Annotated in this window: 12 protein-coding genes; 4 read left to right on the top strand and 8 right to left on the bottom strand. The window is 68.2% G+C overall.

Going from position 1 to position 12,138, the window contains the following annotated elements; genetic code table 11:
- Positions 1–30 precede the first annotated feature (30 nt).
- From J2W22_RS08650 to J2W22_RS08640, 3 genes are all read right to left on the bottom strand, one after another.
- The gene (locus tag J2W22_RS08650) at positions 31–1,176 is read right to left on the bottom strand and encodes an acyl-CoA dehydrogenase family protein (protein ID WP_307117817.1); all 1,146 of its coding nucleotides are present in this window, start codon (positions 1,174–1,176) and stop codon (positions 31–33) included.
- Positions 1,177–1,351: 175 nt separating this feature from the next.
- Positions 1,352–2,239, bottom strand: a complete 888-nt coding sequence (locus tag J2W22_RS08645) for a crotonase/enoyl-CoA hydratase family protein (protein ID WP_307117816.1) — start codon at positions 2,237–2,239, stop codon at positions 1,352–1,354.
- Positions 2,239–3,657 carry an aldehyde dehydrogenase family protein gene (locus J2W22_RS08640; protein ID WP_307117815.1) on the bottom strand — a complete coding sequence of 473 codons (1,419 nt, stop codon included), beginning with the start codon at positions 3,655–3,657 and terminating at the stop codon, positions 2,239–2,241. The genes J2W22_RS08645 and J2W22_RS08640 overlap by 1 nt, the downstream gene beginning before the upstream one ends.
- Positions 3,658–3,801: 144 nt before the next feature.
- Between J2W22_RS08640 and J2W22_RS08635 the strand changes: the two genes are divergently transcribed.
- The 3 genes from J2W22_RS08635 (at position 3,802) to J2W22_RS08625 (ending at position 6,903) form a co-directional block, all read left to right on the top strand.
- Positions 3,802–4,977, top strand: coding sequence for an acetyl-CoA C-acetyltransferase (locus J2W22_RS08635; protein ID WP_307117814.1), 1,176 nt, complete (start codon positions 3,802–3,804; stop codon positions 4,975–4,977).
- Positions 4,978–4,995: 18 nt separating this feature from the next.
- Positions 4,996–5,778, top strand: a complete 783-nt coding sequence (locus tag J2W22_RS08630; protein ID WP_307117813.1) for an SDR family NAD(P)-dependent oxidoreductase — start codon at positions 4,996–4,998, stop codon at positions 5,776–5,778.
- A 111-nt stretch (positions 5,779–5,889) separates the two neighbouring features.
- Positions 5,890–6,903 carry a CaiB/BaiF CoA transferase family protein gene (locus J2W22_RS08625; protein ID WP_307117812.1) on the top strand — a complete coding sequence of 338 codons (1,014 nt, stop codon included), beginning with the start codon at positions 5,890–5,892 and terminating at the stop codon, positions 6,901–6,903.
- A 119-nt stretch (positions 6,904–7,022) separates the two neighbouring features.
- On the opposite strand, the gene J2W22_RS08620 is transcribed toward J2W22_RS08625, so the two are convergent.
- Positions 7,023–7,277 carry a hypothetical protein gene (locus tag J2W22_RS08620; RefSeq protein ID WP_307117811.1) on the bottom strand — a complete coding sequence of 85 codons (255 nt, stop codon included), beginning with the start codon at positions 7,275–7,277 and terminating at the stop codon, positions 7,023–7,025.
- 37 nt (positions 7,278–7,314) lie between these two features.
- Here J2W22_RS08620 and msrB point away from each other — a divergent pair, with 37 nt between their 5' ends.
- Positions 7,315–7,758 (top strand): peptide-methionine (R)-S-oxide reductase MsrB, encoded by a 444-nt coding sequence (gene msrB, locus J2W22_RS08615; RefSeq protein WP_307117810.1) that lies wholly within the window; start codon positions 7,315–7,317, stop codon positions 7,756–7,758.
- Positions 7,759–7,824: 66 nt separating this feature from the next.
- On the opposite strand, the gene J2W22_RS08610 is transcribed toward msrB, so the two are convergent.
- From J2W22_RS08610 to J2W22_RS08595, 4 genes are all read right to left on the bottom strand, one after another.
- Positions 7,825–8,967 (bottom strand): acyl-CoA dehydrogenase family protein, encoded by a 1,143-nt coding sequence (locus J2W22_RS08610; RefSeq protein WP_307117809.1) that lies wholly within the window; start codon positions 8,965–8,967, stop codon positions 7,825–7,827.
- Complete coding sequence (locus tag J2W22_RS08605; RefSeq protein ID WP_307117808.1) at positions 8,967–10,580, bottom strand: fatty acid--CoA ligase; 1,614 nt, start codon at positions 10,578–10,580, stop codon at positions 8,967–8,969. The genes J2W22_RS08610 and J2W22_RS08605 overlap by 1 nt, the downstream gene beginning before the upstream one ends.
- A gap of 86 nt (positions 10,581–10,666) precedes the next feature.
- A complete protein-coding gene (locus J2W22_RS08600) occupies positions 10,667–11,317 on the bottom strand; it encodes a TetR family transcriptional regulator (RefSeq protein WP_307117807.1) in 651 nt (216 codons plus the stop codon).
- Positions 11,318–11,366: 49 nt separating this feature from the next.
- A complete protein-coding gene (locus tag J2W22_RS08595; protein ID WP_307117806.1) occupies positions 11,367–12,098 on the bottom strand; it encodes a helix-turn-helix transcriptional regulator in 732 nt (243 codons plus the stop codon).
- Between the last annotated feature and the right edge of the window lie 40 nt (positions 12,099–12,138).

Below are 12,138 nucleotides of genomic sequence, written 5' to 3'. Positions count from 1 at the left end.
CGGGGATGACGATGAGAAGGCGCCCTCGGCTTACCCCGCCAGCGTCTCGCGCTTGATGCGCTTGGCGAGGCTCCATTTGTGGACCTCGGTCGGCCCGTCATAGATGCGGAAGGCGCGGATCTCGCGGAAGACCTGCTCGACGATCGTGTCGCCCGAGACGCCGGTGCCGCCCATCACCTGGACGCAGCGGTCCGCCACGCCGAACAGCAGGTCGGACACCGCGACCTTGGCCATCGAGCTCTCCGCGATGCCGGGCGCGCCGCCGTCGAGCACCCCGGCGCACCAGTCGATCATCAGCCAGGCCTGTTGCAGCGCGATGCGGTTGTCGGCGAGCATGAAGCCGACACCTTCGTGATCGATCAGCGGCTTGCCGAAGGCGTGGCGCCTGACGGCATAGGCGCAGGCGATTTCGTGCGCGCGAGTGGCGGCGCCCAGCCAGCGCATGCAGTGGGTGAGCCGGGCGGGGGCGAGGCGGATCTGGGCATAGTCGAAGCCCTTGTGGGGCAAGCCGAGGATCTGGTCGGCGGGGACGCGCAAGCCGTCTATGGCGACGATCGAATGACCGCCGGGCATCGAGCTGTCGATCGTGTCGAGCACGCGCTCGATGCGGATGGCGGGATCCGGCAGGTCGACCAGGAACAGGGTAGCGCCTTCTTCCGTCTTCGCCATGACGATGCCGACTTTGGCCCCTTGCGCGCCGGTGATGAACGCCTTGCGGCCGTCGATCACCCAGTGGTTGCCATCCTGGCGGGCGACGGTCTGCATCATCGAAGGATCGGAGCCGGCGCCGCCGTCGCTGGCCGGCTCGGTCATGAAGAAGGCCGAGCGGGCGGTGCCGGCGATGAGCGGATCGAGGAAGCGCGCCTTCTGTTCCGGCGTGGCGACGCGGCCGAGCAGAACCATGTTGCCCTCGTCCGGCGCGGCGACGTTGAGCGCTACCGGGCCGAGCGGGGAGAGGCCGGCGGCACGCAGGACATGCGCGATCTCGCGGTGGGTGAGATGGGTGCCGTCCGCGATGTGCGGGGTTAGCAGGCCGGCGGTGCGGGCGTGGTCGCGGAGTTCGGCCACCAGGTCCTCGGAGGGGCCGTGCGGGGTGCAGCGGGGGTCGCGCTCATAGGGAGCGATGGTTTCGCGGACGAAGCTCTCGACCCGGGTGGCGATTTCGGAGGGGTTCATCGGGCTTCCTGTCTTTCGTCATCCCCGCGAAGGCGGGGATCCAGAGTCACAAGCGACGCGTGTGGTTGGCTTTGGCCGTACCGATAGCAGATGCTCTATCGCGCGGACCGCCCTTCACTACCCTGGATCCCCGCCTTCGCGGGGATGACGGATTGTCGGGGTTTGGCTTTGGGGCTCAGAAATAGCCCGGCTCTTCCCACCAGGGGAAGTAATCGGGCATGCCGCTTGAGACGCGATCGGGGAACACCGCCGCGCGCTTCTCGAGGAACGCCATCACCCCCTCCCGCGCATCGCCGCTGCGGCCGCGGGCCAGCACGCCGCGGCTGTCGACCCGGTGCGCCTCCATCGGATGCGCCATACCGAGCCCGCGCCACAGCATCTGACGCGTGAGCGCGACCGAGACCGGCGCGGCATTGTCGACGATCTCGCGGGCCAGCGCGCGGGCGGACGACAGTAGATCCTCCGGCGCATGCACCGAACGCACCAGCCGCCCGGCCAGCGCTTCCTCGGCACCGAGCAGCCGGCCGCTCATGCACCATTCGAGCGCGCGGTCGATGCCCACGATGCGCGGCAGGAACCACATCGACGCGCCTTCGGGGACGATCCCGCGCCTTGCGAAAACAAAGCCGAAGCGCGCGGCGTCGCTGGCGAGGCGGATGTCCATCGGCAGCAGCATCGTCGCGCCGATGCCGACCGCGGGGCCGTTGACCGCGGCGATCACCGGCTTGAGGCTCTCGAAGATGCGCAGGGTCAGGCGGCCGCCATAGTCACGGGCGTGCGGGCTGGCATAGTCGATCGAACCATCCGCGCGGATCGGCGAGTCCGGGCTGCCGGCGGCGTCGAACACCTTGGCGCCCATCTCGAGGTCGGCGCCGGCGCAAAAGGCCCTCCCCTCGCCGGTGACGATCACCGCACCGACTTGGTCGTCCGCATCGGCGCGGTCGAACGCATGGATCATCTCCTCCATCATCCGGATCGAATAGGCGTTGAGCTTGTCGGGCCGGTCGAGGGTGAGCGTGGCGATGCCGTCGGCGACTTCGTAGCTTATCTGCTCGTACTGCATCACTTGCGCACCGAGATCGTCTGGGCGTTGGTATATTCGAGCAGGCCCTCGGTGCCGTTCTCGACGCCGATTCCCGATTGCTTGTGGCCGCCGAACGGCGCCCAGGGGGTGACGTGCTGCGCCTCGTTGATCCAGACGGTGCCGGTGTCGAGCCGCCCGGCGATGGCGAGCGCGGCGCCGGTGTCCGCCGACCAGACCGAGCCGGCCAGGCCGTACTCGCTGTTGTTGGCGCGGGCGATGACATCCTCGACATCGTCGAAGCGGATCAGCGGGAGGACCGGGCCGAACGCCTCTTCCGCCACAACGCGGCTGTCCTCGGGCGGGTTGTCGACCAGGGTGACGGGGATGAAATAGCCCTTCCCTTCGGGCACATCGCCGCCGGCGAGGAAGGTAAGGCCCTCGGCCTGCGCATCGGCGATCAGCGCCTTGACCCGCTCATATTGGGCGCGGTTCTGGACCGGGCCGAGATCGGTGCCCTGCTCCAGCCCATTGCCCGTCTTCACGCGGTTGGCGATCGCGGTCAGTTCGGCGGCGAGCGCGTCATAGGCAGTGTCGTGGATATAGAGGCGCTTGGTCGCGATGCAGACCTGGCCGTTATTGCCGAACGCCGACCAGAAGAGCGGTTCGGCGACCTTGGCGACATCGATATCCCCCAGCACGATCGCGGCGTCATTGCCGCCCAGCTCGAGCGTGACGCGCTTCAGATTGGCGGCGGCGCTGGCCATCACCCGCTTGCCGGTGGCGGTGGAGCCGGTGAAGCTGATCTTGTCGATGCCGGGATGCGCGGTCATCCAAGGGCCCAACTGGTCACCGCCACTGACCACGTTGAACACGCCGGGCGGCAGATGCGGGCGCATCAGCTCGCCAAGCTTGAGCATGGTCAGCGGGGTGAAGGGCGAGGGCTTGATGACCAGCGTGTTGCCGGTGAGCAGCGCGCCGGCGATCTTCCACACGCCGAGCAGCATCGGGAAATTCCACGGTACGATCCCGCCGACCACGCCGATCGGCACGCGCCGCGTCTCGGAGCGGCGATCGGGCGTGTCCTCGTTCACCAGCACCGGGATTTCCTGCTTGGCGACGCTGGCCGCCCAGAAGGCGGCGCCCATCAGTTCCTCGGTCGCCTTGGCGAGCGGGCGGCCCTGTTCCTGGGTGAACAGCCGGGCGAATGCGTCGAGATTGGTGGAAATCACCTCGGCGATCTTCGCCACCGCGGCGCGGCGCTGGTCGATCGGCGTCGCACGCCAGCCGGGGAACGCGGCGCGGGCGGCGGCGATAGCGGCGTCGAGCTCGGTCGCGCTGCAATCCGGGGCTTCCGCTACGGCCTCCTCGGTTGCCGGATTGAGCACCGGGATCGTCGCGTCGCCGGGCACGGGCCGGCCGTCGATCGTCATGGTGAAATCGCGGTCGAACGCAGTCATTTCCTCTCCTCCAGACTCTGTTTGGCGCGAGCATAGAGTGCCCCTGCGAAGACGGCCACTATTTACTTAGTCAGGTGATTAACGCCGTTGATCGCGCTAGCCGGGGCTGGTACCGCTGATTCGAAAACACACAGGAGCAGGATGATGGCAGCACCTACCGCCTATATTGTCGAAGCCGTGCGCACGGCGGGAGGGCGGCGCGGCGGACGGCTGGCCGGCTGGCACCCCGCCGACATGGCGGGCGAAGTGCTCAACGCCGTCGCCGACCGCAGCGGCATCGATCCGGCCGCGATCGAGGACGTGATCATGGGCTGTGTGAGCCAGGGTGGCGAGCAGGGCTTCCAGGTGGGCCGCAACGCCGTGCTCGCCTCGCGCCTGCCCGAGAGCGTGCCGGCGGTGACGATCGACCGCCAGTGCGGCAGCTCGCAACAGGCGATCCAGTTCGCCGCGCAGGCGGTGCTTTCGGGCACGCAGGACGTGGTGATCGCGGCGGGCGTGGAGAGCATGACCCGCGTGCCGATGGGATCGACCGGAGCGCTGTTCGCCCAGGCGGGGCTGGGCGGGCCCAAGTCGCCCAGGCAGGAAGCGCGCTATCCGGGCGTGCAGTTCAGCCAGTTCATGGGCGCCGAGATGATGGCGCGCAAGCACGGCTTCACCCGCGAACTGCTCGACGCCTATGCGCTGGAGAGCCATCGCCGCGCCGCCGCCGCAACCGAGCGCGGCGACTTCGATGCCGAGATCGTGCCGCTGGAAGTCGAGACGCCCGAGGGGCCGGCACTCCACACCCGGGACGAAGGCATCCGCGCCGATGCGACGCTGGAGAGCATCGGTTCGGTCAAGCTGCTTGCCGAGGGCGGGATGATCAGCGCGGCCAATGCCAGCCAGATCTGCGACGGCGCCAGCGCGGTGCTGATCGTCTCCGAAGCGGCGCTCAAGGCGCATGGCCTGACGCCGCTGGCGCGCATCCACAACCTCACCGTGACTGGCGGCGATCCCGTCATCATGCTCGAGGAACCGCTGTTCGCGACCGACCGGGCGTTGAAGCGGGCGGGCATGTCGATCGACGAGATCGACCTGTACGAAGTCAACGAGGCGTTCGCGCCGGTGCCGCTTGCCTGGCTCAAGCATGTCGGCGGCGATCCGGCGAAGCTCAACGTCAATGGCGGCGCGATCGCGCTGGGGCATCCGCTCGGCGCCTCGGGCACCAAGCTGATGGCGACTTTGGTCCACGCGCTCCACAAGCGTGGGCTGCGCTACGGGCTGCAGACGATGTGCGAGGGCGGCGGCCTGGCCAATGTCACGATCGTCGAGCGGCTTTGAGATCATAGGAGGGGATGGATGAAGCTCGATAACAATGTGGCCGCGGTGGTGACCGGCGGCGCTTCGGGGCTCGGCGCGGCGACCGCGCGGGCGCTGGCGGCGAAGGGCGTGAAGGTCGCGATCTTCGACCTGCAGAAGGAAAAGGGCGAAGCCGTCGCCGCCGAGATCGGCGGGGTGTTCTGCGAAGTGAACGTGACCTCGGACGAAAGCGTCGATGCCGGCTTCGCCAAGGCGCGGGCGGCGCACGGACAGGAGCGCGTGCTGGTCAATTGCGCAGGCACCGGCAATGCGGTGAAGACCGCGAGCCGCGCCAAGGAAGACGGATCGATCCGCCACTTCCCGCTCGAGGCGTTCAACTGGGTGATCCAGATCAACCTGGTCGGCACCTTCCGCTGCATCGCCAAGTCGGCGGCGGGAATGCTGACGCTTGAGCCACAGGAGGATGGCGAGCGCGGCGCGATCGTCAACACCGCCAGCGTCGCGGCCGAGGACGGGCAGATCGGCCAGGCGGCCTATTCGGCGTCGAAGGGCGGCGTGGTCGGCATGACCCTGCCGATCGCACGCGACCTGATGGGCGAAGGCATCCGGGTGAACACGATCCTGCCGGGGATTTTCGACACGCCGCTGCTCGCCGCCGCGCCGCAGCCGGTGAAGGATGCGCTGGCAGCCTCGGTGCCCTTCCCCAAGCGGCTCGGACGGCCGGAGGAATATGCGAACCTTGCGCTGTGCATGATCGAGACGGGCTATTTCAACGGCGAGGACGTGCGGCTGGACGGCGGTATCCGGATGGCGCCGCGGTAACTCCCCTTCCGCTTGCGGGAGGGGTTGGGGGAGGGCCTGACTGCCGCGAGTTAAAGGACACCCCCTCCCCTAGCCCCTCCCGCAAGCGGAAGGGGAACGAGGAGCCTCGCCATGCAGCCCCTTACCGGCATCCGGATCATCGAGATGGGCGGGATCGGCCCGGCGCCGTTCTGCGGGATGATGCTCGCCGATCACGGGGCGGAGGTGCTGTACGTCCACCGCCCGGGCCAAGCGCCCAACCCGCGCGACCCGCTGCTGCGCGGGCGGACGGCGGTGGAGGTCGATCTCAAGTCGCCCGAGGGGATCGCCCAAGTCCGCGAGCTTGCTGCGGGGGCGGATGGGCTGATCGAAGGGTTCCGGCCGGGCGTGATGGAGCGGCTGAGCCTGGGCCCGGCCGAGCTGCACGCCGCCAATCCGCGGCTCGTCTATGGCCGGATGACCGGCTGGGGGCAGACCGGGCCGCTGGCGCAGGCGGCGGGGCACGACATCAATTACATCGCGCTGGCCGGCGCGCTCCACGCGTTCGGGCGGGCGGGCGAGAAGCCGACGCCGCCGGTCAACGCGGTGGGCGATTTCGGCGGCGGCGGCATGCTGCTCGCCTTTGCGATGAGCGCGGGGCTGCTCCAGGCGAAGACCAGCGGTCAGGGCAGCGTGATCGACTGCGCGATGACCGAGGGCGCGGCGCTGCTGATGTCGATGGTCTGGGGGTTCCGCTCCACCCTGGGCTGGCGGGATGAGCGGGGCGTGAACATCCTCGATACCGGGGCGCATTTCTACGACAGCTACGAGACAGCCGACGGCAAGCATGTCGCGATCGGCGCGATCGAGCCGCAATTCTATGCCCAGCTTCGCGCGGTGACCGGGCTGGATGCCGACCCCGATTTCGATGCGCAGATGAATCCGGCAGCCTGGCCGGCGCTCAAGGACAAGCTGGCGGCGGTGTTCCGGACGAAGACGCGCGAGGAGTGGTGCGCGCTGATGGAAGGGACCGACATCTGCTTCGCGCCGGTGCTGTCGATGGCCGAGGCGCCGGCGCATCCGCACAACCGCGCGAGGGGTGCTTTTATCGAGCGGGAGGGCGTGGTGCAGCCTGCGCCTGCGCCGCGGTTTTCGGCGCCGGCCTAGTACCCAACCTGGCTGCTCCCCGGCGAAAGCCGGGGTCCAGGGTCAAAGGTGGGACGGCAGAGAAACCCTGGGGCCCGGCTTTCGCCGGGGAACAGCAGGGAACACAGCACACCGCCCCCTCAGCTCTCCACCAGCTCGACCACTTCGAAATCATACCCCTCCCAGCCGCGTTGCTTCGCCGCATCGGCCAGCGCCGCCTTCTTGCCGGTCGCTTCCTTGAGCGACTTGGCGTGGCCCCAGAACACCTCGGTCTTGCCGCCGCCGAGATGCGCGACGATGCGCCAGTAATGGGTGAAGGGCGCGTTGGTCGGGCCGATCGTCTTCACATAGCCATCAGCCATGGTCGCGGTGAGGAGGCGCTTCTTCTTTGCCATGCGGCACCCCACATAGCGCAGCGAAACGGAGATTTGCATGACCGACTATCGCAAGACCGACGAAGCCATCGCCGCGCTGACCCCCGAGCAGTTCCGCGTGACCCAGCAGAACGGCACCGAGCGGCCCGGCACCGGCCCCCTGCTCTACAACAAGGAACCGGGCATCTATGTCGACATCGTCTCGGGCGAGCCGCTGTTCGCCTCCTCGGACAAGTTCGAGTCCGGCTGCGGCTGGCCGAGCTTCACCAAGCCGATCGCCAACGTCACCGAGCTGCGCGACACGACGCACGGCATGATCCGCACCGAGGTCCGCTCGGCGCATGGCGACAGCCATCTCGGCCATGTGTTCGAGGACGGCCCGCTCGATCGCGGCGGGCTGCGCTACTGCATCAACTCGGCGTCGCTGCGCTTCGTGCCCAAAGCCGAGATGGAGGCCCAGGGTTACGGCGCCTATCTCGACCAGGTCGAGGACGTGGCCTGAGCGCATTGCCCCTCTCCCCAGCCCTCTCCCCAGCCCTCTCCCCGCGCGCGGGGAGAGGGAGAAGTGCTACAACCCCCGCCCGATCACTTCCTTCATGATCTCGTTCGTCCCGCCGAAGATCCGCGAGACGCGCGCGTCGCGCCAGATCCGGGCGATCGGATATTCGTTCATATAGCCGGCACCGCCATGGAGCTGGAGCGCGGCGTCGATGATCTGCCACTGGGTGTCGGTGTGCCAGAGCTTGGCGGCCGAGGCTTCCTCCGGCGTCAGTTCGTGGCGGAGATGCCGGGCGAGCGCCCAGTCGATATGCGCCCAGCCGATCTGCAGCTTCGCCGCGAGGTCGGCCAAGGTGAAGCGGGTGTTCTGGAAATCGAACACCGTCTTCCCGAACGCCTTGCGCTCCTTCACGAAGCCGAGCGCCTCGTCGAAGGCGCGCTGGGCGCTGGCCTGGGCGCCAATCGCGATGGTCAGCCGCTCCTGGGGCAGGTTGCGCATCAGATAGGCGAAGCCGCGCCCCTCCTCTCCGAGCATGTTGGTCGCCGGAACGCGGACATCCTCGAAGAACAGCTCGCTGGTGTCGGCGCCGTGCAGGCCGATCTTGTCGAGGTTGCGCCCGCGCGCGAAGCCTGCGCGATCGGCTTCGACCAGGAACAGGCTGGTGCCCTTGGCGCCCAGCTCCACGTTCGTCTTGGCCACCACGATCACGACATCGGCGGTCTGGCCGTTCGAGATATAGGTCTTCGCGCCGTTGATCACATAATGGTTGCCGTCGAGCCGCGCGGTGGTGCGGATCGCCTGGAGGTCGGAGCCCGCGCCGGGCTCGGTCATCGCGATCGCCGCGACCTTCTCGCCCGAGACCATGCCGGGCAGCCATTCGCGCTTCTGCTCCTCCGAGCCATAGGCCAGGAGATAGTCGGCCAGCACGTCCGACTGCAGCGTGATGCCCGAGGGGACGCGGGCATAGGCATGCTCCTCGGTGACGATCGCATTGTAGCCGAAGTCGAGGCCCGGGCCGCCATATGCCTCGGGCACGGTCGGGCAGAGCAGCCCGGCACTGCCCGCCTTGGTCCAGAAGTCGCGATCGACGATGCCGGCTTCCTCCCAGCGATCGAGATGCGGCACGCCCTCGGCAGCGAGGAAGCGGCGGACGCTTTCGCGGAACAGGGCCTGGCTCTCGTCCTGGCCGGTGCGGCGGGCGGTATCGAGCATCAGTTCACCCCCCGATCGCGACCGGCCCAATAGGGATCGCGCAGCGCGCGACGCATCACCTTGCCCGAGGGCGTGCGCGGCAGTGCCTCGACGAAATCGACCGACTTGGGGACCTTGAACCCGCCGATCCGCTCGCGGGCATAAGCGAGGATCGAGGCCTCGTCGGGCGCGGCGCCGGGCCGGGACACCACCACCGCCTTGACCTCCTCGCCCCATTTCTCGTGGGGCACACCGATCACCGCGACTTCCTGCACGGCGGGATGGCCGTAGATCGCGCTCTCCACTTCGGCGGGATAGATGTTCTCCGCGCCCGAGCAGATCATGTCCTTGAAGCGGTCGCAGATATAGAGATAGCCGTCTTCGTCGAGATAGCCCGCGTCGCCGGTGCGCAGCCAGCCGCCGCCGTCCACCGTCTCCGCCGTCGTCTCGGGCAGGTTCCAGTATCCGAGCATGTTAGCGACCGAGCGGGTCTCGACCTCGCCGACCTCGCGGACGGCGAGCGGGGTGCGCTCGGTCGGGTGGACGACGCGGATCTCGACGCCGGGCATGGGCAGGCCGGCGCCGCGCATCCGCTCGTTGCCGGCGGGATCGTGATCCTCGGGCGGGAGGTAGACGATCGTGCCGCAGGTTTCGGTCATGCCGTACTGCTGGGCGAAGCCGCAGCCGAACACTTCGGTCGCCTCGCGCAGCAGCTCGAGCGCGATCGGCGAGGCGCCGTAGAGGATGTAGCGCAGCCGGCTGAAATCGGCCTCGCGCACGCCGGGCAGCATCAGCAGCATCTGGAGCGCGGTGGGCACGAGGAACATCTTGGTGACGCCACCCTGGGCGATCGCGTCCAGCACCGCGGCGGGCACGAACTCGCGGTGAACGATCGAGGTGGCGCCGTTGAAATAGCCGACGATCGCCCAGCCGACCCCGCCGATATGGCCGAGCGGCAGCGCGACGAGATTGACGTCGCCTTCCAGCCACTCGTTCCAGGGCATGGGCTGCGCCATCGAATCGGTGCGGCCGCGCAGCAGATTGGCGTGGCTGAGCATCACGCCCTTGGGCTCGCCGGTGGTGCCCGAAGTGTAGAGCTGGAGCGCGACGTCGCTCGGCTCGACATCATCGGGGATGGCTTCGACCGGGGCCGCATCGCGCCAGGCGGCGAAGCGGGAAAAGCCCTCGGCGCCGTCCTCCATCGCGATCGTTTCGCGGATCAGCTCGTTGGCGCATTCGGCAGCGCGGCCGATCTGATCGGGGCCGGCGAAGAGCAGGCTGACCTCGGCATTGCCCAGGATCTTGCAGATCTCGGCGGTGGCGAGCCGCCACTGGACCGGCACCATCACCACGCCCGCGCGGGCGGCACCGAACAGCAGCTCGAAGAACTCGTCGCTGCCCTTGCCGAGATAGGCGATGCGGTCTCCCACCCGGCAGCCGGCGGCACGCAATGCGCGGGCGACCTGGTCGCTGCGCCGGTCGAGCGTGGCCCAGTCGGTATCGCGCCCCTCGAAGCGCGTCGCGATCGCCTGGGGGCGGTGCCGGGCATGATAGGCGGGGATGTCGCCCAGCCGGGGCATCGCCTCGTACTCGATCCAGCCCGACGAGGCTTCCGCAACCAGTGACTCACCCATATGCCGCTCCTCTCCGAGCCGGTTCGAACCGCGGGGCGTTATCGCCCTCCAGCATTGTTTAATCGCTTGATTAAGCGATTCGCAAGTCAGGCGTCGGTTTCGGGCTTCACCAGCACGCTGCGCATCAGCAGATCGGTGACGTGCACCGCATAGGCCTTGCGCAGGTCGTCATCGATATCGTCCACCCCGAACGCATATTTGAGCGAGTGGCGGCCGATGAAGAGATGGTCGCACATGCCGATCAGCGAGAAATAGAACAGCATCGGATCGATCCTGCGGAACAGCCCCTCGGCCTCGCCCTGCTCCAGGATCGCCTTCTGCGCCGCCGCCAGCGGGCGGCTGAACCGCTCCGAGATGAAGCGCGCCGTCTCGCTGTCGGTCTCCACCGCCAGCGCGGCGACCAGCCGGTTCATGTACGGGTAGCGATAATAGACCTTAATGATGCCGTGGATATGGTGCCGCAGCTTCTGCCCGGCATCCATGTCGGCCTTCACCAGCCGCTCGAGATCGTCGAACGTGCCGCCGGCATCGCGCTCCAGCAGCGCCATGAACATGCCGAGCTTGCTGCCGAAATGATAGCGGATCAGCGCGGCGTTGAGCCCCGATTTCTCGGCGATGTCCGCGAAGGTGATGTCGACGGTGTTGCGCTCGATCATCAGCGCGCTGGTCGCGTTGAGCAGCTGATCCGCCGAGCTTGCCTCGATCCGCCCGACCGGGACTTTTGCGTTGCTTGCCATTTCCGTACCTTAACCGGCGCGACACCGCCGCGCCAACCTCCCATCCTTGTCAGTTCGGCCGCGCAAAGCCCAGCGCCACCGCGCGCTGCACGGTGCGCAGCCGGCCATTCTCGCCCAGCCGACTGCTCGCACGGCGCATGTGGAAACGGATCGTCGGCACCGACAGGCCGAGGATCGTGCCGATCTCGCCATCCGTCTTCCCCGCCGCGGCGAGCTTGAGGCACTGGACCTCGCGCCGCGTCAGCCGGTGCTGGACGATCTCGGTCGAGGCGTCGGGCCCGGCATTGCAGGTGGCGATGAAGCGCAGCGCCAGCGGGTGCAGCACCGAAGCCTCGCGCTCGAAGATCGCATCGACATCGAGCCCCGGCGTGGTCGATGCCCAGACCACCGCGCCGATCACCCCGGCGGGCAAATGCACCGGTGCGACGATCGCGCTTTCCACCCGGTAGCTGCGTTGCATCGCCTCGCGCTCGATCTGCGGCTCGATGCGCAGCGGGCGCCAGCTGCGGATGCGGCCCTGGTCGTAATAGAAGGGCTCGGCCAGATGCCGCGCGACCGAGACGATCGCGTTGCGCAGCGCGAAATCGCCCTGCGCCCAATAGGCCCCGGCATCATGGGTGAACTCGAACAGCGCGCTGACCGGCGTGCCGTCGGCCAGCTGCACCGGACGGGCGCTGCTGATATCGGCACAGGCGGCGATCAGCGGCAGGCCCATGCGGCGGCCATGCTCGACGATCCGCCCGGCCAGTTCATAGGGCATGTTCTCTGTGTCACCGGCCATATCCGCCCCTGTCACATGCGATAGCTGCACAGCGCCTTCC

This window comes from Sphingomonas kyeonggiensis (assembly GCF_030812785.1).
Classification (GTDB): domain Bacteria; phylum Pseudomonadota; class Alphaproteobacteria; order Sphingomonadales; family Sphingomonadaceae; genus Sphingomonas; species Sphingomonas kyeonggiensis_B.
This window is presented reverse-complemented; position numbering and strand designations above follow the sequence as displayed.

What these genes read in the sequence shown, in the direction of transcription:
- J2W22_RS08650 (WP_307117817.1), bottom strand. Translation starts at nt 1,176, where the DNA reads ATGAACCCCTCCGAAATCGCCACCCGGGTCGAGAGCTTCGTCCGCGAA.
- J2W22_RS08645 (WP_307117816.1), bottom strand. Translation starts at nt 2,239, where the DNA reads ATGCAGTACGAGCAGATAAGCTACGAAGTCGCCGACGGCATCGCCACG.
- J2W22_RS08640 (WP_307117815.1), bottom strand. Translation starts at nt 3,657, where the DNA reads ATGACTGCGTTCGACCGCGATTTCACCATGACGATCGACGGCCGGCCC.
- J2W22_RS08635 (WP_307117814.1), top strand. Translation starts at nt 3,802, where the DNA reads ATGGCAGCACCTACCGCCTATATTGTCGAAGCCGTGCGCACGGCGGGA.
- J2W22_RS08630 (WP_307117813.1), top strand. Translation starts at nt 4,996, where the DNA reads ATGAAGCTCGATAACAATGTGGCCGCGGTGGTGACCGGCGGCGCTTCG.
- J2W22_RS08625 (WP_307117812.1), top strand. Translation starts at nt 5,890, where the DNA reads ATGCAGCCCCTTACCGGCATCCGGATCATCGAGATGGGCGGGATCGGC.
- J2W22_RS08620 (WP_307117811.1), bottom strand. Translation starts at nt 7,277, where the DNA reads ATGGCAAAGAAGAAGCGCCTCCTCACCGCGACCATGGCTGATGGCTAT.
- msrB (WP_307117810.1), top strand. Translation starts at nt 7,315, where the DNA reads ATGACCGACTATCGCAAGACCGACGAAGCCATCGCCGCGCTGACCCCC.
- J2W22_RS08610 (WP_307117809.1), bottom strand. Translation starts at nt 8,967, where the DNA reads ATGCTCGATACCGCCCGCCGCACCGGCCAGGACGAGAGCCAGGCCCTG.
- J2W22_RS08605 (WP_307117808.1), bottom strand. Translation starts at nt 10,580, where the DNA reads ATGGGTGAGTCACTGGTTGCGGAAGCCTCGTCGGGCTGGATCGAGTAC.
- J2W22_RS08600 (WP_307117807.1), bottom strand. Translation starts at nt 11,317, where the DNA reads ATGGCAAGCAACGCAAAAGTCCCGGTCGGGCGGATCGAGGCAAGCTCG.
- J2W22_RS08595 (WP_307117806.1), bottom strand. Translation starts at nt 12,098, where the DNA reads ATGGCCGGTGACACAGAGAACATGCCCTATGAACTGGCCGGGCGGATC.